This is a genomic window from Acinetobacter guillouiae CIP 63.46 (genome assembly GCF_000368145.1).
GTDB lineage: Bacteria > Pseudomonadota > Gammaproteobacteria > Pseudomonadales > Moraxellaceae > Acinetobacter > Acinetobacter guillouiae.
Genome location: NZ_KB849282.1, coordinates 290,654 through 310,557, shown reverse-complemented (window position 1 = coordinate 310,557; position 19,904 = coordinate 290,654). Strand labels below are relative to the sequence as shown.

The 19,904-nt window shown below is 37.8% G+C and carries 20 protein-coding genes and 1 tRNA gene; 14 read left to right on the top strand and 7 right to left on the bottom strand.

The window, feature by feature from the left end; genetic code table 11:
- The first annotated feature begins 109 nt into the window (after nt 1–109).
- Nucleotides 110–1,099: a Fic family protein gene (locus F981_RS03720; protein ID WP_004718543.1), complete on the top strand. Its 990-nt coding sequence runs from the start codon at nt 110–112 to the stop codon at nt 1,097–1,099.
- A 244-nt stretch (nt 1,100–1,343) separates the two neighbouring features.
- Nucleotides 1,344–2,177: a hypothetical protein gene (locus F981_RS03715; protein WP_004718541.1), complete on the top strand. Its 834-nt coding sequence runs from the start codon at nt 1,344–1,346 to the stop codon at nt 2,175–2,177.
- Between the two features lie 136 nt (nt 2,178–2,313).
- On the opposite strand, the gene F981_RS03710 is transcribed toward F981_RS03715, so the two are convergent.
- Nucleotides 2,314–3,060, bottom strand: coding sequence for an LEM-3-like GIY-YIG domain-containing protein (locus tag F981_RS03710; RefSeq protein ID WP_004718539.1), 747 nt, complete (start codon nt 3,058–3,060; stop codon nt 2,314–2,316).
- A 98-nt stretch (nt 3,061–3,158) separates the two neighbouring features.
- On the opposite strand from F981_RS03710, the gene F981_RS03705 reads away from it, so the two are divergent.
- Nucleotides 3,159–3,374 carry a hypothetical protein gene (locus tag F981_RS03705; RefSeq protein WP_004718536.1) on the top strand — a complete coding sequence of 72 codons (216 nt, stop codon included), beginning with the start codon at nt 3,159–3,161 and terminating at the stop codon, nt 3,372–3,374.
- A 43-nt stretch (nt 3,375–3,417) separates the two neighbouring features.
- Here F981_RS03705 and F981_RS03700 read toward each other — a convergent pair whose 3' ends face one another.
- Together F981_RS03700 and F981_RS03695 are read right to left on the bottom strand one after the other, a co-directional pair.
- Nucleotides 3,418–4,245, bottom strand: coding sequence for a TIGR02391 family protein (locus tag F981_RS03700; RefSeq protein ID WP_016539111.1), 828 nt, complete (start codon nt 4,243–4,245; stop codon nt 3,418–3,420).
- A 244-nt stretch (nt 4,246–4,489) separates the two neighbouring features.
- Nucleotides 4,490–4,580 (bottom strand) — tRNA-Ser (locus F981_RS03695).
- A 121-nt stretch (nt 4,581–4,701) separates the two neighbouring features.
- Here F981_RS03695 and F981_RS03690 point away from each other — a divergent pair.
- The 3 genes from F981_RS03690 (at nt 4,702) to F981_RS03680 (ending at nt 8,528) form a co-directional block, all read left to right on the top strand.
- Nucleotides 4,702–6,582 (top strand): potassium transporter Kup, encoded by a 1,881-nt coding sequence (locus tag F981_RS03690; protein ID WP_004718533.1) that lies wholly within the window; start codon nt 4,702–4,704, stop codon nt 6,580–6,582.
- Nucleotides 6,583–7,180: 598 nt separating this feature from the next.
- Nucleotides 7,181–8,203 carry a DNA/RNA non-specific endonuclease gene (locus tag F981_RS03685; RefSeq protein WP_228129017.1) on the top strand — a complete coding sequence of 341 codons (1,023 nt, stop codon included), beginning with the start codon at nt 7,181–7,183 and terminating at the stop codon, nt 8,201–8,203.
- A 79-nt stretch (nt 8,204–8,282) separates the two neighbouring features.
- Nucleotides 8,283–8,528, top strand: coding sequence for a hypothetical protein (locus tag F981_RS03680; protein WP_004718529.1), 246 nt, complete (start codon nt 8,283–8,285; stop codon nt 8,526–8,528).
- A 108-nt stretch (nt 8,529–8,636) separates the two neighbouring features.
- On the opposite strand, the gene aqpZ is transcribed toward F981_RS03680, so the two are convergent.
- A complete protein-coding gene (gene aqpZ / locus F981_RS03675; protein ID WP_004718527.1) occupies nt 8,637–9,329 on the bottom strand; it encodes an aquaporin Z in 693 nt (230 codons plus the stop codon).
- A 275-nt stretch (nt 9,330–9,604) separates the two neighbouring features.
- Entirely contained in the window at nt 9,605–10,612 is a 1,008-nt protein-coding gene (locus F981_RS03670) for an AraC family transcriptional regulator (protein WP_004718525.1), read from the bottom strand.
- 152 nt (nt 10,613–10,764) lie between these two features.
- Here F981_RS03670 and F981_RS03665 point away from each other — a divergent pair, with 152 nt between their 5' ends.
- On the top strand, nt 10,765–11,403 hold the full coding sequence (locus F981_RS03665) for a sterol desaturase family protein (RefSeq protein ID WP_004718523.1): 639 nt from the start codon (nt 10,765–10,767) through the stop codon (nt 11,401–11,403).
- 379 nt (nt 11,404–11,782) lie between these two features.
- Here the strand turns inward: F981_RS03665 and F981_RS03660 are convergent, their stop codons facing one another.
- Nucleotides 11,783–12,052: an oxidative damage protection protein gene (locus F981_RS03660; RefSeq protein ID WP_004718522.1), complete on the bottom strand. Its 270-nt coding sequence runs from the start codon at nt 12,050–12,052 to the stop codon at nt 11,783–11,785.
- 11 nt (nt 12,053–12,063) lie between these two features.
- On the bottom strand, nt 12,064–13,494 hold the full coding sequence (gene argH / locus F981_RS03655) for an argininosuccinate lyase (RefSeq protein ID WP_004718519.1): 1,431 nt from the start codon (nt 13,492–13,494) through the stop codon (nt 12,064–12,066).
- Here argH and F981_RS03650 point away from each other — a divergent pair.
- From F981_RS03650 to F981_RS03620, 7 genes are all read left to right on the top strand, one after another.
- The gene (locus tag F981_RS03650; protein ID WP_016539114.1) at nt 13,485–14,645 is read left to right on the top strand and encodes a sensor histidine kinase; all 1,161 of its coding nucleotides are present in this window, start codon (nt 13,485–13,487) and stop codon (nt 14,643–14,645) included. The two genes, argH and F981_RS03650, sit on opposite strands and share 10 nt — an antisense overlap.
- 49 nt (nt 14,646–14,694) lie before the next feature.
- The gene (locus F981_RS03645; RefSeq protein WP_004718516.1) at nt 14,695–15,432 is read left to right on the top strand and encodes a LytR/AlgR family response regulator transcription factor; all 738 of its coding nucleotides are present in this window, start codon (nt 14,695–14,697) and stop codon (nt 15,430–15,432) included.
- A 96-nt stretch (nt 15,433–15,528) separates the two neighbouring features.
- On the top strand, nt 15,529–16,452 hold the full coding sequence (gene hemC / locus F981_RS03640) for a hydroxymethylbilane synthase (protein ID WP_016539115.1): 924 nt from the start codon (nt 15,529–15,531) through the stop codon (nt 16,450–16,452).
- A 13-nt stretch (nt 16,453–16,465) separates the two neighbouring features.
- Nucleotides 16,466–17,248: a uroporphyrinogen-III synthase gene (locus F981_RS03635; protein WP_004718513.1), complete on the top strand. Its 783-nt coding sequence runs from the start codon at nt 16,466–16,468 to the stop codon at nt 17,246–17,248.
- Nucleotides 17,245–18,075: a hypothetical protein gene (locus F981_RS03630; protein ID WP_004718512.1), complete on the top strand. Its 831-nt coding sequence runs from the start codon at nt 17,245–17,247 to the stop codon at nt 18,073–18,075. Before F981_RS03635 ends, F981_RS03630 begins: the two co-directional genes overlap by 4 nt.
- Before the next feature lie 4 nt (nt 18,076–18,079).
- Nucleotides 18,080–19,273, top strand: a complete 1,194-nt coding sequence (locus F981_RS03625) for a YfgM family protein (protein WP_004718509.1) — start codon at nt 18,080–18,082, stop codon at nt 19,271–19,273.
- Nucleotides 19,274–19,282: 9 nt separating this feature from the next.
- Nucleotides 19,283–19,720 (top strand): acyl-CoA thioesterase, encoded by a 438-nt coding sequence (locus F981_RS03620; RefSeq protein ID WP_004718508.1) that lies wholly within the window; start codon nt 19,283–19,285, stop codon nt 19,718–19,720.
- Nucleotides 19,721–19,904: the final 184 nt, after the last annotated feature.

The window sequence follows — 19,904 nt, the reverse complement described above, 5'->3', positions numbered from 1 at the left end:
ATGGTTAAATAGAGGGTGGCATTTCTGAAAGCATTCAATAGCCTATGAAAGACAAAACTTTTAGCGTTTAATCAACAGTGCTTTGTATTTACTTCTGTTTAGGAATGGCATGAAATATCAACCGCCTTATACCATCACATCAAAAATTATTCATCTGATTGTGCAGATCAGTGAGAATATAGGGCGTTTGAGTGCTTTAGAGGAAGTCCAACACAACATAAAACTGAGAAAAGCCAATCGTATCCGAACAATTCAAGGTTCGCTTGCAATTGAAGGAAATACCCTCAGCACAGAACAAATTACCGCGATTCTGAATGGTAAAGCTGTAATTGCACCACCTAAAGAAGTTCAAGAAGTACGTAATGCCATAAAAGCTTATGAAGCATTTCAAAAATGGCAACCCAGCCAAGAAGTAGATTTATTACAAGCACATCAAATTTTAATGACAGGCTTGATTGATGATGTTGGACAATACCGTCATGCCAATGTAGGTGTCATGTCTGGTGATCAAGTGGTGCATATGGCTCCGTCAGCGAATCAGGTTCCTCGTTTAATGTCTGATTTACTGGAATGGCTTAAAGATAGTCAAGAACACCCACTCATTCAGAGTTCGGTATTTCATTATGAGTTTGAGTTTATACATCCATTTGCTGATGGGAATGGACGTATGGGGAGACTTTGGCAAACATTGATACTTAGCCGATGGAATACTATTTTTGCAAATATTCCTGTTGAGAGTCTGATTTATCAAAATCAAAAGGCCTACTATGAGGCTTTACAAGCCAGCACAGACAGTACTGATTCTGCAGCATTTATAGAGTTTATTTTGCAGATGATTTTGGATGCGATATTGGACTCAAATAACACCGCTCAAGATAGCGCTCAAGTTGACGTACAAGTAAGCGACCAAGTTCAGCGTTTAATTTCAGTTATGCAGGAAAAAGAGTATAGCTTGTTTGAATTGATGCGGTTATTAGATTTATCCCATCGTGCAACATTCCAAAAGAATTATCTCAATCCTGCGTTAGACGCAAACCTTATTGAACGTACCATTCCAGATAAGCCGAAAAGCCCTAAACAACGATATAGATTGAAGTGAAATAAAAGTAATTTCTCCTATTACCCAATTCGGACGGGGAATTTAAAAGATTTTATTTAAAAAAATGAAAGGTTAATCAGTAAAAAATAAAAATTAGTGTACTCAAATATAAGACCAATTTTTATCTGAGCAAAGTGAATAATTCTCAGTATCATTTGTCACAATAATTATTTATTATTGCTTAACAATATCGAAAAATTCACATGTTTTTAATATATCAACCATTCTTCAGGCCTGTTTTCATATGAATAAGTCTTTCTTAAGCCTAATCGTCATTGCGATGATTGCAACTGGGTGTACAACAACCAAATCCATTCAATATCCTGCAAAAGGCAGCAACACGACAATTTCAGTATCATCTGAACAAATTTCAGCGATGACGGAATCTGGTGGTGGTGATCATTTTATTGAGGGAAGCCAAATTACTGTCGGAGATGCAAGCAATGCGCTTTCCAACCCTGCATCAAATGCATTTGGACTGATTGGTGTTGGTGTTGCTACAGCGATTGATAAACGAAATAATGGCGCAGCTATCTCTAACAGTAATTTAAAGCAAGCCATTAAATTTGATGAGATCGTGAATAAAAAAATTAGCTCGGCTTTACAGGAGAATCAAGCAGATACTTCTCTTAAACTAATGACTTCAAATCAGGCTTCTGACGTTAAAATTGTCCCATTTGCACGGCTTTCTTTTAAAGAAAAACCTGATGTCAAGGCAGTATTTGGATTGAAAGCTGAATTTAAAAATGCTGCTGACAATAATAAGTCTGCAAAGCGTTTATACAATTATATCAGCCAGAAAAAAGCACCATTAACTGAATGGGATGCAAATAATAATACGGTCTTTTTTACACAAGCAAATAAAGCTTTTGACGCATTAGCACAGGTTCTTGTATTAGATATACAGCATCAATTAAACCTTGAGGCGGCCAGTGAAGTAGATCAGAAAAAATGTAAATCAACGGGCGATTTCTCGGGTATCACTTTTATTTCAGCGCCTGAAAATTTATGTGTAGGTGTGTTAAAGACCAACAAAGGGGTAGTGTTACCAAATTTTGTGCTGGTGATAGAACAGTAATTCATATCTTTTGAAAGAAGGTATTAGTCCAAATCGTCCGCTAAGAAAATCACAAAAGTGCATATTCTAAAAGCGGACATTTTTACTTTCGAGTTACATGTTGGCTCGTATAACGACTGTGTTTGTTAAATGTACACTAGTAAGTATATTTAATAGGGGAGATATCTCCTTTTTTTCTTTCAAATTCTTTAGGAATTTTTTTGCCTATGTATAGAGATTTAATATTGTCAGAAGCTTCATCAGCTATAAAACCAAATCTGTTCAAATCAGTTTCTTGAACGAAATGCATTGGAAAATTATCAGTAGTAGCTTCCAACCAAGTAGCATTAATATAAGCACCACGAATAATTCCATGAGCAACAGCAAGGATAACGTCTGCTTTTCCAGCTCTATCTTTATTCACTCTCCATGCAAATCTAACAGCATCATAGATTGAGCTATTCTTAATTCCTTTATTGATTGAGATTAATAAAACTTTATGCTCAAAGACAGCTTCAATAGCTGCATATTTCTGGTTGATTTCATGAACATGCATGACTCCATTTTCACTGTTCCCTGAACCATTTTGAATATTAGACAATCCTAAATAGGCATCAATTAATGCCCCTTCAACTTCAAAAGCAGTTTTCTCATCCAAAGCATGGCGATGAATGACATGAAGAACTGCTAGCCCCGATGCCTTGATATCTCTGATACGTTGAATTTTATCTGATAAACTATCACCTTCTTTAGATATTTGTTCGTCATAAATATGACTAAAGATACGGTTTCCTTTACCTTTTCCAACATAAAATGTTTGCCCATCTCTAGGATCAATTAGGCGATAAACATAATATTGCAAGTGTTCCACTACACCTACTCGAAAGCACTCTCTACTCATCATATTCACTTATAAGTCATTAAGTCTTTATAATAATAAGTAAAAATAAGTCAGTACTCGATTGGCATTTATGTTTTATTCATTCTTTTAGGTATTGTGACGTGAAACTGAAACAATTGATGAATGCCTATGTGAATGAAAATAATATTGATGAATTTGGGCGCTTTGGGCAGCTGTTGAATTATGTTAATAAAGAAAAAGCTAAACAGTATTTTGAACAAGAAGAAGGAGTAAAAATCCCAACTTTAAAAGTCAATGTGAAAGTTGAGAAGCTTTTACGAACATTTATTTTAAGTAATGGTAAAGAACTATCTTGATAAGAATAAAGAAAAGGTCTTAAAGACCTTTTCTTTATTTGAGTTATAAATTTTTTGATTCTGTTTCTAGTATATATAGTTCATTGATCAATAAAAATTCACGATATTGGTGAACTAAATTTTCTTCAGGCTTCTCTCTATGTGTCCGTGCATTCCTAAAGTCATGATATGCAACAATAAATAAGTTTGCATGACCGATAATTTCAGATTTATCTGGTAAGTCCCAAGTAAGAGGGGCATTAGGTGATGCAAAAGTTTGAGAGAACAATTTACTGCTGTGTTCACTTAGTCCTGTTCTTGTTCTTACAATATCTTCTAAGCGTTTATATGCTTTTAACAGCGCTGAATCTGGATCGTTTTTAAAGAGCAAAGCTAAATCAAAAATTCTGTCATCAATGATTGAATAGGGAAGCTCGAGAGGATAACAACGTTTTAGGCTAGAAGTTGATGAAACTTTATTTCTAAAAGGATAGATATAGTCGTGCAATTGTATAGGACGAATAATTTTCTGCTTAAAAATTAAATCAATATCCTCATCACTTAGTAATGAGTTATTCAGCTTCTTCATCATTTTTGATGTAATTAGAGTTTCTTCGGTTTCAATTTCATGTTTATTTAATATGGTTAGAGCTGTCGCTAATCCTTTTGGACCTTCGCCAGGATAACCAGATGTAAAGCCTGAACGGATAATGTAATAACTTTCAGATTGATCTTTAAGGATCAAGGCATGCGATTGATCATTGGTAAGAAGTAATGCATAAGAGAGATCAGAATGAGTTTGTATGAGATTACAAAGGGCCAGCAAGCAGGTGTGTGTAATGCCGGCCTCACCTAAATACTCAACATGATAATAATTTTTAGTTTGAAACATCATTTATCATTTCTTTTTATCAGGGGTAGAGTGAATAATGGAGTATAAATAAAAATCTAGAATTTTAAACAGCTATGATATAGATTTTATTAGATTTTTATTTATAAAACGTGAATATATAAGCAATGTAGTACTTCTACAAAAACTGCATATATTAAAATACAATTTTTCAGACACAAAAAAGGCCTAAACCCTTAAGATCTAAGCCTTTCCCCACTGCATCGGCATGCAGTTTTTTCAATTCTGGCGGTGAAAGAGGGATTCGAACCCTCGATACGCTATAAACGTATACACACTTTCCAGGCGTGCTCCTTAAGCCACTCGGACACTTCACCAAGGCGTGGGATAATAACCAAAAAAAAGATTTCTGCCAAGCAACAATTGATTTAGAGCAAAAAAAATTTCACAGTGATATGATTGCGCAAAAATAGTGTCTAAATTTTTGAAGACGAATCTATGCAAAGTACTGCAAAAAAAGCCGCGTTACCTGCGATCACACTCGCAGCATTAGGGGTGGTATTTGGAGACATCGGAACCAGTCCCTTGTACGCCCTACGCCAATGTTTTCTGACTGCACACATTGCCATCACCGAAGCGACCGTGCTTGGGATCTTGTCACTGATTTTCTGGTGCATGATGCTCACCATCAGCTTTAAATACGTCACCATTATCATGCGAGCAGATAACAATGGTGAGGGTGGTATCATGTCCTTGCTGGCGCTGAACTTACGCTCTAATCGTATCGCAGATAATCGCAAAATCTATTTAATTGCTTTGGGATTTATTGGTGCATCACTGTTTTTTGGTGATGGCATTATTACCCCAGCAATTTCAGTACTTTCAGCGATTGAAGGGCTGAGTATTGCCACACCCATGTTTAACAAATGGCTGATGCCTTTGGCAATCGGGATTCTTACCGCACTGTTTCTGGTACAAAGACATGGTACGGGAACCATGGGTAAGTTTTTTGGCCCAATCACTTTAACCTGGTTTGCCTCTATCGGTTTAATCGGTATTCATAGTATTAGCCAAACCCCCTATGTATTAAGCATGCTCAGTCCACATTGGGCGCTGAACTTTATTTTTCATCAACCCTTTGTGGCGTTTTTAACCATGGGTGCGGTGATTTTGACGGTGACGGGTGGTGAAGCACTCTATGCAGATATGGGGCATTTTGGACGGCTGCCGATTCGTTTAGGCTGGTTTATCATTGTGCTGCCTTGTCTGTTATTAAATTATGCAGGGCAAGGTGCGTTATTGCTGCGTAATCCAAGTGCGATTGAAAACCCATTCTATTTGCTTGTACCTGAATGGGGCTTATACCCCATGATTGCCCTAGCCACAGCGGCAGCGGTGATTGCCTCACAAGCGGTCATTACAGGTGTATTTTCAATGGCAAACCAAGCCATTCAGCTACGCTATTTGCCAAGATTAACCGTGCACCACACTTCTGATGTAGAACAAGGTCAGATTTATTTGCCCTTTATCAACTGGATACTCTACGTTTCGATTCTTTTATTGATTGTGATTTTCCAAAACAGTGCCAATCTTGCCAATGCTTATGGTGTAGCAGTCACCATGACCATGCTATGCGATACGATTTTGATTTCAATCTTGGCATATGGTTTTTGGCGTTGGCCAAAGTGGAAAGTGGCATTGTTCGCCATCCCATTTTTAGTGATTGATAGTATTTTTATTGGGTCAACTTCATTAAAAATTATTTCAGGCGGATGGGTTCCGATCCTGATCGGTGCAATCGTATTTACTATTCTGATGACTTGGAAAACTGGGCGAGAAATTGTCTTTAACCGTTTGGAAAAAGATGCCTTGCCACTGGATCTATTTATTAAAAGTGTCAGTTTAAGTGATGAAACTCAGTTTGTACCCGGTCAAGCGGTATTCTTAACCGGTAATCCAAATATTGTTCCACATGCGATGTTGCACAATATCAAGCACAATAAAGTCCTGCATGAACGCAATATTATGGTGACGGTGATTACTCGTGATGTTCCGTATGTACCAGACCAAGAAAGAATTCGTGTTGAAGTGTTAGATAAGCGCTTCCAACGTGTTTTTGTTTACTATGGCTTTAAGGATCAACCTGATATTCCAAATGCACTAGAATTGGCTTATAAGCAACTCGAAGTTGAATTTGACATGATGCATATCAGTTTCTTCATCTCACGTGATCGTTTGATTCATACCGTGGGTGATGGAATGGCACCATGGCGTGAAAAACTGTTTATTTCGATGCAACGTAATACCAGCCCAGTGAGTGATTTTTATCAAATCCCGCCAAACCGTGTGGTTGAAATGGGCAGCCAGATCGAAATCTAAATTCATATCAATCAAAAGCCAGAAGTCATTCTGGCTTTTTTTTTGCCCATGGGTTTTATGGGGTGGTGTATTACATTAAATCACTTTATTTTTGGCAGAGATATTTTCTCTAAATCCTGAAAATACGAATTCTTATCTTCGGTATTCTTGATCCCGTAAAAGTAGATAGGCTGATATTGCACTGAGATAGTATCAAACCCTTTAGAATGCTTAGTTTGAATGGTTCCATCATTCAATTCTCCCCAGTAAATCACGAGATATCCGCATAAAACGATCCTATACGACAAACTGTGTCGTAAGGCTGTCGAACAACACTGCGCAACATGACATAATCATCTTCGCAAGTGCAATAAAGCATCTGTAAGATATTTGATTTTCTAGCATTTTTTGTGAAATAAACAATAAATTGTTACATGGAATGTTGTTTAGTTAAGCACGAATCGTAGAAGCTTTACTCGGTTGAAGGTCGACACAATATCTTTCAGTTTATTGACTTGTTAAGCTATTTAAATTCAAAAACTTAATCTGTAAGGATTTTGAGTGGATTGTTTATTTAACCTTGTTTAGGAAGCCTTTGTTGAAAAATTCAGTAGTTAAAATGGTGTTGGGTGTTGTTGCTACTGGAAGTTTTGCGATTGCGTTTGGCCAAGAGAAAATTTTTCAGTTACTGCCATTTACCCAAAGTAGTACCAATAACTCTACGTGTTTAAATCAGTTCTATCGAGAGCAACCACCTGTTCTAATCAAAGAAAGTTTAAAGAAAAACAGTTATCCCTTATGTTTTAACGGGTTTAATGTAATGTATTCGGGTGTTTCTAAAACACCGTTATGGACAGCAGAATATTTATCTCCACAGCGCTTAAGTCAAAAGATTAAACGTGAAGATAATTTCCACGAAGAGCCACGTGTAACCGCTACACATCGTGCATTATTATCGGATTATCGTGGTTCAGGCTATGACCGTGGTCATATGTCACCCAATGCCGATATGCCCAATAAGGAATCACAGTTCGACAGCTTTTCTTTGGCCAATATGGTGCCGCAAGCTGCTAAAAATAACCAACAAGTTTGGCGTGAGTTAGAAGAAGCAACTCGTGCAATTGTCACCAAGCAAAAGAAAGATGTTTATGTGGTCACTGGCCCAGTTTTTTCTGGGAAAAAACTAAAAACCATTGGAAAGGGTGTGATTGTTCCGACCGCGATCTATAAAGCGATTTACTTGCCTAAACACGGGATCATTGGTGCGTACTATGCGCCAAATAATGATTCACTTCAGGTTAAAGTGGTCAGCGTATGCTATTTAGAAGAACAGTTGGGGATGAATTTATTTCCACAACTGACTGAAGAACAAAAGCGTAATACCTATAAATTGCCTTTGAACGCAAAACAGGTCAAGGTTAATAAAGAAATTGAGTACTCGCATTGGGATGCGGAAAGCCAATGTGCAGAAGAGGTCAGTCAGGATAAAATCACCGCACTGCAAAAGCAGTTCCAACCAAAAAGTAGTTCAACCGCTACATCGGATATGCAATTACCAAAAGTCGATCCTGAAACCAAAGATGCCTTGGTGAAACAATTGGTTGAAGCGTTGTTGCAATATATTTTACAAATTTTGAAATAATTCAGCGCTGATGGTGCAGTATCTTTTGAGAATCTATTTATACTGTGAATAAGATCGAAAAAAATTGAGAAAATTAAAAATGTTTAAACCGTTTGAGAATGGCACCGAATCACATTCAATTCATGATTTAACCTTAGAAAATCAAACTGACTGTGTCAGTATTTATGGCAATTTACAGATCACCAAAGATCAAGCTGGCTTAAAAGCGGCTAAGCTTTTACAAAACTATCTCAATGAAGTTGTAGCAAGTTTAGAGAAGCAAAGTGATCTACCAGAACAGCTTGCGCGTCAAAGCGAAGGCGAAATAGAGAATCCATTTCTTTAAAGACCATATTTATTTTTAAGCCATTTTTGAATTAGTTATGTTCTAATTCATTGGTTTATATGTATAAAAAAACCTGCCGAAGCAGGTTTTTTTACATTGAAAATCTATTTAGGATTGAGGCTCATTACCCACAACCTTATAAATCAATGCCCCAATGATTGCACCGACAATTGGTGCCACCCAGAATAACCATAATTGACTCAGTGCTGCTGTTTCAGCAAATAAAGCCACAGCAGTACTTCGTGCTGGATTAACTGAAGTATTGGTAACGGGGATACTAATTAAGTGAATCAAAGTAAGTGCTAAACCGATGGCAATCGGGGCAAAGCCAGCAGGTGCACGTTTATCTGTTGAACCGAGAATAACAATTAAGAAAAAGGCGGTTAATACGATTTCAATTAACAATGCAGAGACTAAAGAATATTTTCCAGGGGATAAATCACCAAAACCATTGCTGGCGAATCCACCAGTTCCTGTGAATCCCGCCTGACCTTGTACGATTAAATACAAAACAAATGCGGCCAAAATACCACCGATGACTTGAGCAATAATATAAGGGGCTAAGTCTTTGGCATTAAAACGACCACCTACCCATAAACCCACACTGACCGCAGGGTTAAAATGCCCGCCTGAGATATGCCCTAAAGCAAAAGCGCCTGTGAGTACGGTTAAACCGAATGCCAGTGCAACACCAGCAAAACCGATACCCAGTTCTGGAAAAGCAGCGGCAAATATTGCGCTACCACATCCTCCAAACACCAGCCAAAAGGTTCCGATAAATTCTGCGAGATATTTATTCATATTGATTCCTAAATTATTTTTTTGCACGGAATGGGGTTATATGACTATTTTTAGATAGTTGATAACCGTGGGGTGGATACAACTTTTATTTTCTGTATAAAGATAATAGTCTAAAAATATGAAAATAAAATCACAAATAAAAAATATTCATATCAATATCGGCTAATGTTCTGATTTTATTTTAAAAAATTATATTTTACAGCTATTTAATGCTAAAAAAATGAGTGGTGAGAATGGTGAAACATGCTGTTTTTATCTATAAATTTAATACACAATTACTTAAACTCTCGATGCTGAAGACGCCATTGTTGCGGTGTTAAGCCTGTCCATTGTTTAAAAGCACGTTGGAAAGCACTTTGTTCTGAGTAACTGAGAAGCAGGGCAATTTCATGCAGACCTAAATGAGGATCTTGCAGATATTGAAAGGCCAATAATTGGCGGACATCTTGAACACGTTGTTGATAAGTGGTGTTCTGACTTTGTAGATGACGTTGTAACTGGCGTATCGACATATTCAGTTGTTTGGCAATCGCTTCGATTTGATAATTGTTTTTTTGTAATCCCAATAAAATACTTTGTTGTAAGCGCTCATCTAACTGGGTGGCATTGGGTAAGCTTTCAAGCAAGGCCTGTGCTTGTTGCATCAGTAGTTTTTGCAGGGTTTGATCACTGCGTTTAAAGGAAATCGCAAGTGCGCTGATGGGAAAGATCAGTTCGACTTTTTCTTGCTGAAAGAGCACAGGACACTTAAAGAATGCTTGATACAGCATGCTGTTTTTAGGTTGAGGATGAATAAAATTAACCTGATACAGCGTTATATCATCGGATATAAATTGTCTTAAAAACTGAATCACCACGGCCATCGCAATTTCATCAGTAATTTGAGTGGTTAAATGGGTGGGTAGATTTTCCCAACGTACCGAGATGTGCTGTTCATCATAATATTCAACTTTCAGCGGGCTTCCATCATAAATCAATCGATGAAAATCATGGTAGCGGGTGAGTGCCTCTCCAAGCGTGTCACAAGATTGTGCAATATAGGCAATGATACCAATATGTTTGGGTTGTACATATTTAGAGATGTCTAGACCCAAAGCTGGGCTTTGTACTTGTGATTGAATGTCATCCAAGATTTCACGCCAAACGGTATAGTCAAAGCGTTCAACATTTTGAATCTGTTGTAGTTTGGATGAGATCTTTAGACCTTTAGCTTCACTAAAAGTATAGAGTAATTGCCCAAGCCCGCCATATATCGAGCCCGCATAGTCCTTTAATTGTATCATTTACACATCTTGTTATTGTGTGATCTACGTCAGCTGTAGTTTAAACATTATACTATTTTAATTTGTCGTAATTTGTCAATGAAAATACTTTTTGATGTCAATACCTATTTCCCAGCATGTTTTATATTCACAATAAGCAAGAGGGATTGATTATGTTAAAAGGTTTTTTAGTCGGATTGGTCGTCGCAAATGGTTTTGAATGGGTTGCGCATAACTATATTTTACATGGTCAACATCGCCCAGGGAAACCACGTTTCAGTCCAGTGCCACGCAGTATGAAATCGCATTGGGAACACCATCGTGAAGTGCGTAAACAAGATTTTCATGATGATGGCTATGTAGAAGGGATTTCAAATTGGCGGACCAAAAATGAAATCGTTTCTTTGGCGGTGGTTGCTGGTGCGGCAAGTTTGATTTTCTACCCGATTTCGAAAGGAATGGTTGCTGCATCGCTTTATAGTGCGTGTAATTATTATTATATCCATCGCCGTGCACATTTAGAGCCGGATTGGGCGATGAAGAAGATTCCTTGGCATTATGATCACCACATGAACTCGAACCAAGATGCCAATTGGTGTGTCACTAAGCCTTGGTTTGATTATCTGATGGGAACACGGGTGATTTCTTCTGCGGATCTGCAAGAGCAGAATCCTTTAGGTGTGAAATTGCCTCAGCCAATCGCAAACTGGTTATCATCCAGCATAGAAAAATATTTTCCAGCCAAATGGGTAGAGAAAAAACCGCTATTGGTTGAAGAAAATACGCAAAAGCTCAATGATTCTGTGGCTTAATTTGTTTTTTCAACGTTGTTGCTTGTTCTGATCTGTTTAAAACTGCTGTGAAATGAATTGGATGCGTCGTGTAAAATCTATAATTTGTCGTGATTGGTCAGCGTTTTCGGTATCTTTGGTCAATATTAAGTCATGCCATCGATGTATATTGATTGCACAGCATGTACCCACTGCCGTGTTTTAAGTTTTATAGGAGTCTCCAAGACTCCTTTTTTTTATGCGTGGGAAAAGTAAATATATATAAGATTAAATTTATAAGCTCATGTGATCGAGATTATCTTGTACGATGAAGCAATAAAAAAATCCCCTGACGGGGATTTTTTAGATGAGCATAAGATGCACATCATTTTTGGATTTTTGCCTTAGGAGGCTTCGGTCATTACTCCGGCTTTAAGCCTTCCGCCATTTCCAATGATTGATCATTATCCAAAAATTTTTCACGCTGTTCTTCTAAAAACTTTTTTGCATCTGGTTCAAACACGTTTAAACGTTTTTCATTGATTAACGTGGTTTGGTGTTTTAACCATTCTTGCCAAGCTTGTTTAGACACTGTGTCAAATAACACTTGACCCTTTGGACCTGGAAAGGGTGCAAAGTCTAAACCTTCTAACCCTTTTTGATATTTACGGCAAAATACTTGTCGAGTCATATCAAAACTCCTTATGCATAAAGTTTTTCTAAACGGATATAAGCGCGTTCAATGGCAGCAGCAACCTGTGCAGGCGCAGTACCACCAATATGATTACGTGCATTGACAGATGCTTCAAGGGTTAAAGCTTTTTCAAACACATCTGCTTGAATTAAATCTGAGAATTGTTGTAATTGCTCAAGGCTTAACTCAGAAAGATCTTTCGATTCTTGCACACCTAAAGCCACGGCTTTACCTACGATTTCATGTGCATCACGGAAAGCAACGCCATTTTTTACAAGGTAATCAGCCAAGTCTGTTGCGGTAGAGAAACCACGTAGCGCCGCTTCACGCATGATTTCAATATTTGGTACAAGTGCAGGAATCATATCTGCAAAAGCCATCAATGAACCACGCACTGTATCAATCGCATCAAACAAAGGTTCTTTGTCTTCTTGGTTGTCTTTGTTATAGGCCAAAGGTTGACCCTTCATGAGGGTGAGCAGACTCATTAAGTCGCCATAGACACGGCCAGTTTTACCACGAATTAGTTCAGGAACATCTGGGTTTTTCTTTTGTGGCATGATCGATGAGCCAGTACAGAAACGGTCAGGAATATTCACAAACTTAAATTGTGCAGAAGTCCAAAGAATCATTTCTTCTGACATACGTGATAAATGCATCATGATTAAAGATGCAGCAGCATTGAACTCAATTGCAAAGTCACGGTCAGATACTGCATCTAAAGAATTTTCAGCAACGGCTTCAAAGTTTAACAATTCTGCAGTATAAGCACGATCAATAGGATAGGTTGTTCCAGCAAGCGCAGCAGAACCTAAAGGCATACGGTTGACACGTTTACGGCAGTCGATTAAACGCTCAGAGTCACGCACCAACATTTCAAACCACGCCATCAAATGATGACCAAAAGTCACAGGTTGCGCAGTCTGTAAATGGGTAAAGCCTGGCATGATGGTGTCAGTATTGTTCGCTGCTAAGCCCAAGATGCCTTTTTGTAATTTTTCCAGTAAAGTCAAAATTGCATCAATTTCGTCACGTACATATAAACGGATGTCTGTGGCAACTTGGTCATTACGGCTACGACCGGTATGCAATTTTTTACCTGCAATCCCGATACGCTGAGTTAAACGAGATTCGATATTCATGTGCACATCTTCTAAATCAATGCGCCATTCAAATTGACCTGCTTCAATTTCAGCTTTAATTGTGTTTAAACCATTGATAATGTCATCACGTTCTTGTTCTGTAAGGACACCAACTTTTGCTAACATAGTCGCATGTGCGATCGAGCCAGCAATATCTTGTTTATAAAAGCGTTGGTCAAATTGAACTGATGCAGTAAATTCAGCAACAAAGGCATCAGTAGCTTCAGAGAAACGACCGCCCCACATGCCTGAAGTTTGGGCTTGTGACGGATTAGAGGAATTAGAAGATGTGGTCATATCGGCTCAGTAGGAAAAAAAGCAGTAGAACTAAACGCAGTATAACAAATTCAGCCTCACTTGCCGAAGTAAAGCGCAATCATTCATCAATAAAATCTGGGCGCGGTTTTTATCAGTCTTATTTTTTTAGCAAAATGGGGCATCGCAAGTATTTATTCGAATTATTTATCTCTAGTAATGTATTGGCTTTTTTATTGGCATTGGCCGAAGCACAATCATGGGGCAATTTAAATCTTTGGCATGTTTTAGAATATATTTTATATATTAATTGGATATTATTGGCCTTTGCCGCTTTTCAGGATGTATTTGAAAAGAGGCTATCGCAATATACCTATTTATCTATTTCAATATTCAGTTTTATCCTTTTACAGGCGATTGTGCTGTGTACAACACTGGTTTTAAATATTATTCATTATTGGGGAACGCATTTTTCTTTACAAAATATTTCCATGCAAGACATTTCGCATAATCTTATTTTGCATGTCAGCTATGGGGTATTACTGGGCGCATTTTGTTTACGCTACTTGTATATCCGTGAACAAGCAGTATTGCAGCAAAACAGTGAATTGAATGCGCGTATTCAGGCCATGCAAGCACGTATTCATCCACATTTTTTATTTAATAGTTTAAATAGCGTGGTGAGTTTAATTGCGATTGATCCTGATAAAGCTGAACAAATGCTGATAGATTTATCCAAATTGTTTAGAGCCAGTTTTCAAGAATTAAAGCTCGTGACCTTAAAAGAAGAAATACAGTTATCTCAACAATATATTGCAATAGAGCAAATTCGTTTGGGAGATCGTTTAAATGTGGAATGGAATATTCAACAACCGCTGTTATTAGATCAGGTCAAAATTCCCTTATTAACCTTACAACCTTTAATTGAAAACAGTATTTTTCATGGGGTTGAGCAAAAGATTATCGATGCCAAGATCGGCATACTGGTTGAAATATTGCAAAATCAAGTCAACATAGTCATTACCAACCCATTTTTACAAGATAGAATAAAAGTAAGAGAAGGGCATGGAATTGCTTTAGAAAATGTAAAACAGCGTCTAAAAGCACATTTTGGCGATTCTGTTTATTTTCGGAATTATGCAGGGAATGGGTTATTTACAATGGTAATCCAATATCAGTATAAAAATAGATGATTGGGAAATTCATTAAAATAAAGACGATATATTTGGGTAAGGAGGAGCAATGGACATCCTGATTTGTGATGATGAACCGCTTGCAGTGGAACGCTTATCACGATTGGTGTCGCAACTTGGGCATCAGGTTATTGCAACAGCGCAACATGGTCAACAGGCATTGGAAATGGTTCAGCAGTTCGAGCCAGATGTAGTGTTGCTTGATATTCAAATGCCAGAAATGGATGGTTTAAGCTGTGCGCAGCATTTAGCACATTTTAATCCGACGCCAGCCATCGTATTTTGTACGGCATTTGATGAACATGCTTTGCAAGCCATTCAATCTCAAGCAAAAGGATATTTATTAAAACCAATTGCCAAGGATGATTTGGAAACGGTTTTGGAGAGTGTCACTAAACTGACTCAAGCTCAATTAACTCACTTAGAAAAAAAAGAACTCATGGAAGAAAAAGTGCAAAGACAGCAAATTGCTGCAAAAACCTATCGAGGTTTGGAGCTAATTCCTGTTGAAAATATTTACTATTTTTTAGCAGATCAAAAATATGTCACCGTGCGCCATAAAAATGGCAGTGTGCTTATTGATGAAACGCTCAAAGATTTAGAAACAGAGTTCGTAGATCGATTTATTCGTATTCATCGTAATGCTTTAATTTCTCTAGATTATTTAGATGGGTTGGAAATGGTGTCCTCCGGTCAGTATCAGGTACGATGCCGCGAGTTAGACGAGCGTTTGGCAGTCAGTCGTCGCCACTTACCGTTACTGCGCGAACGGATGCAGAATTTATAGTTTGATGGGAAGCTTAAATCATTTTGATAATTTACTTGCATTTTTACGATTGCAGAGTAAGTTTAGAGTGTTTAAAAGTTTGGCAAAGCTGAAATGATGAAAACCTTGAAAATAGCAACTCGCCAGAGCCCGCTCGCAATGTGGCAGGCTGAGCATATTCGTGATCGTTTAGAGCAATTACACGCGCATGTAAAAGTAGAATTGGTTACCTTTGTAACCCAAGGTGACAAAATTTTAGATACACCTTTGGCCAAAATTGGTGGTAAAGGCTTATTTGTCAAAGAATTAGAAGCTGCTTTAATGGATGGTCGTGCAGATCTAGCCGTTCATTCCATGAAAGATGTGCCGATGCAATTACCAGAAGGTTTGGAGCTTGCGGTCATTTGTGAGCGTGAAGACCCTTTTGATGCTTTTGTTTCTAACCATTACGCAAAGTTTGATGATTTACCACAAGGCGCAACACTTGGAACATCGAGCTTACGCCGTAAATGTCAGATTTTAAAACAGCGCCCTGATTTAAATGTGATTGATTTACGTGGCAATGTTGGAACACGCTTATCCAAGCTAGATGCAGGTCAATATGATGCCATCATCCTTGCCAGTGCAGGCTTAAAACGCTTAGAACTCTCAGACCGTATTCGGCATACGCTACCAGCAGAAATTAGCTTACCTGCGGTAGGCCAAGGTGCACTGGGTTTAGAGTGTCGTTCAGCTGATCAAGAGATTTTGGATTTAATCATGCCTTTAATGCATGTTGAAACCAATGCCTGTGTCCGTGCTGAACGTGCTTTTAATGCTTATCTAGAAGGTGGCTGCCAAGTGCCTATCGCAGGTTTTGCCACATTGAAGGATCAAACATTGTCTTTGGAAGGGCGTGTGGGGAGTGCGGACGGACAAACCCTGTTATGTAGTCAAGTCAGTGGTACGCCAGATCAAGCAGAGCAGTTAGGTGTGCAACTTGCACAAAAGCTACTTCAACAAGGTGCTGGAGAAATACTCAAAGCACTTTATCAAGCTTAGTTTTTAGGCTTCAATGCTATTTATTAATACGCGTCCCATCGATCGGGCTCAGCCGTTAACCGAATGTCTGCGCCAGTCAGGTTTTGACGTGGTTGATCTGCCATTATTGGCATTAACACCACGTCCATATAACAACACATTACAACAACTTTATTTACAGCTGTTATCGACTCAAATTATTGTTGTGGTCAGTCCTACAGCTGTTCAGATTGGTATGCAATATCTTCAGCAATCGGGTTTGTCGCTTGCACAGATCCAGCATATTCAGTGGATTGCTGTAGGGAAAAAAACTGCGCAACGACTCTTAGATTATGGGGTGGAAAGCCATGTTCCTGCGGTGGAAACATCCGAAGGCATGCTAAGCTTGCCGCTGTTTAATCAGGTAAAAGAGCTCAAGAGAATTGCGTTTTGGCGTGGTGAAGGTGGGCGTCAATTTATGATGCAACAATGCCAAGCGCGTCATATTGATGTTTTAAACTTTGTTTTATATGACCGCGCATTTCCTCAACAAACTCATGCACAATTTTTAGATTTTGTGAACAAAATTGAGCAATTTGAAAAGCCCTATTGGAGTTGTATCAGCAGTGAAGCCAGTTGGCACAATTGGCTGGCTTTGACCCGAGATCATCAAGAGATCGTGAGTGCTTGTCATTATTTAGTTTTGGGTGAGCGTTTGTATCAATTATTAAGACATGGTAAAAATGCAGCTCAGGCCTGTTTGAATAGCACTCAAATTTCAAATTTAGCGCCAGAAACCATTCTACAAACCATAGTGCAGTTGCAAAGGAAGTTATGAAGAAGTTTATTTATGTCTTATTGTTGATCGCTTTAGGATGGCTCGTTAAGTTGAGTTATAACTTCTATCATGTTTCACAACAACTCAATGATATTCAACAAACGCTGCATAAAAGTGAACAAAAGAATGCCAGTTTGAATGATCAATTGGTGGCAGTAAAACGACAAACAGATGAACCGACTCAAGAGGTGGCAAAGAAAACCGCTTCGATTCAAACGCCTATTGCTGGTATTCATCCTAGTGTAGTGGTTAAACAGCAACTAGAGTTGGTGCAATTTGCTATGCAACAACAACAGTTTGTGTATGCACTTGAGCATCTTACTCAGTTAAATCAATCTTTAGATCAGTATGCGTTGGCAGATGCAGTAAAACAAAGCCTACATCAAACCATTGCGCAAGATATTCAGAGTATTCAACACTTTGTGATTGAACGAAATGCCCAGCGAGATCAACTAGAGGCTTTACTTAAACAAGTTGATCAAGCACTCATCACTGAATTGAAAAATAATCAACTGAAACCAGATCAAGATCAGTCGCAATACTTTTGGGAAAAATGGTTTCAAGTCGATATTGTTGAAACAAATACTCCTGCATTGGCAAACCGTAAATTTATTTTAAAAGAAGTCCAATTAAGATTATTACTGGCACAACAATTATTAGTTAAAGGGCAAACTGCTGAATACCAAGAGATGCTGAATCAAATGATTCAACAATTGGATATATTACCCGATGCTGCTAGTCAGAAGATTAAGCAAAAAATATTAAAAATGAAGCAAACATCGCAGCCGCCGATTCCTAAGCTGAATAGCTTGGCTGTTTTGGGGTAGATCGATGAAACATATTTTTCTGATCTATGCCTTTATTAGCCTGATTATTCTGGCTGTACTGAGTGTATTGAGTTATACCGCAGGGTCAGGTTATGTCTATGTGCTCTGGCACAATATTCAAGTTCAAACCAATTTATGGTTGTTAACATTTGCTGGCGTTGGCATCAGTTTTTTGATGCATGTGGCATGGTATTTCCTCAATCGTTATATTCGCCGAGAAAAAAGAAAATTAGAACAAGTACTGAGTTTTAACACGTTGCACCCATTTGAACAGTTCGGTGTATTGTGGTTATTAGATGGTGAAGATGAACAAGAGCAGGTGATTCAAACGATTTTTGATCAATCTGGTTTATTAAAGCCGATTGTGCAATCCCGTTTATTACTCAAACAACTGCATTATTCAGAAGCATTAAACGCTTTAGAACATAGCTCTCCATCCGCTTTTGAATTGGCGGAAATTTTACGTATCGAAATTTATTTGGCCCAACAGGACAGTCAACAAGCGCTGACCCATTTAGAGTTTTTAAATGGACATGAGCTTTCGCCGTGGCTGAATCAGCTTTCAGAAAGTTATAAATTGTCCGTGCAAAAATTATGGGGACAATTTGCCCTGCAATATCCGTGGCAATATTTACACTCAACTCAATTCGGACAATTGGAAACTGCGACTAAACAGCAGTGGTTAATACAGCTTTTGGGTTGTTATGACCAAGCAAGTTTTGAAGATACTGAACTATTACAGCAAAAATTTTTAGAGATAGAACCGCAACTCGATCAAATGCCTTATGAGACAAAAGTGCTTTGGCTAAAAATTATTACCCGCTTACCCGAACTTGCTCAGCAACAACAGCAGCTGGTGATTCAAATACTTAATGAAAAATTTGACCAAGATGTGTTCCACTTATGGTTCCAGCAACAGTTGCTTAGACAGAATCCAGATTATGAGTATTTAGAGCAACAGATTATAAATCTTGAATCTAAATATATGAACATTCCTGTTTTTTGCTTTGCTAAATGGCATATATATATTGCAACACAGCGGGAATATGAAGCAGATCAACTTCTGTCATTATATCCAAATGATATTCTAATGAATTATTTAAGAATCAAGTCCACTTTAAATGGAAATGATGAATTAATTCAACAATTGAATTCAATTTTTGAAAAAGATAGCAATTATATTCAATTTAAAATTTGAGAACCTAGCATGAACCCACTGACACAATTCCCGATCGTTTATGAGCAAAAGGTTGCATGGGGCGATATGGACGCTTTTGGTCATGTAAATAATGTGATGTATTATCGTTATATTGAAAGTGCACGTATTGAATATTTTGATCGTTTAAATGTATTTGACCAAGATGTTTTAACTGTTGTTGCTTCAAGTCAATGCAAATATTTAAAACCTGTATTTTATCCAGATGTGCTACATATTGGTGCGCGGGTAGAAGAAATGAGAAATAGTGCTATACGCATGCATTATGTATTATTCAGTCAGCAACAACAGCAGATTGTGGCTGACGGAGAAGCAGTTATTGTTTTTGTCGATAAAGTAGCGATGAAAAAAGCATTAATTCCTCAACAGTTGCGAAAAGTTATAATTGATTTAGAAGCTACAGTGCATAATGATTTGGCAAATACATAAAAATGCCTCAGTTATCATCATTATATTTAAAACATAAGACAGCATATTCTTTTGCATTCGCTTTATTTTGATGTTAAAAATAAGCGCTTTGAGGTAATTATAATAATCTTTTTGTTGTTTTATGTGTTTATTGGGGAATATATGTATTGCTTATTGGAATAAATGAAAATACTATTGCTATGAA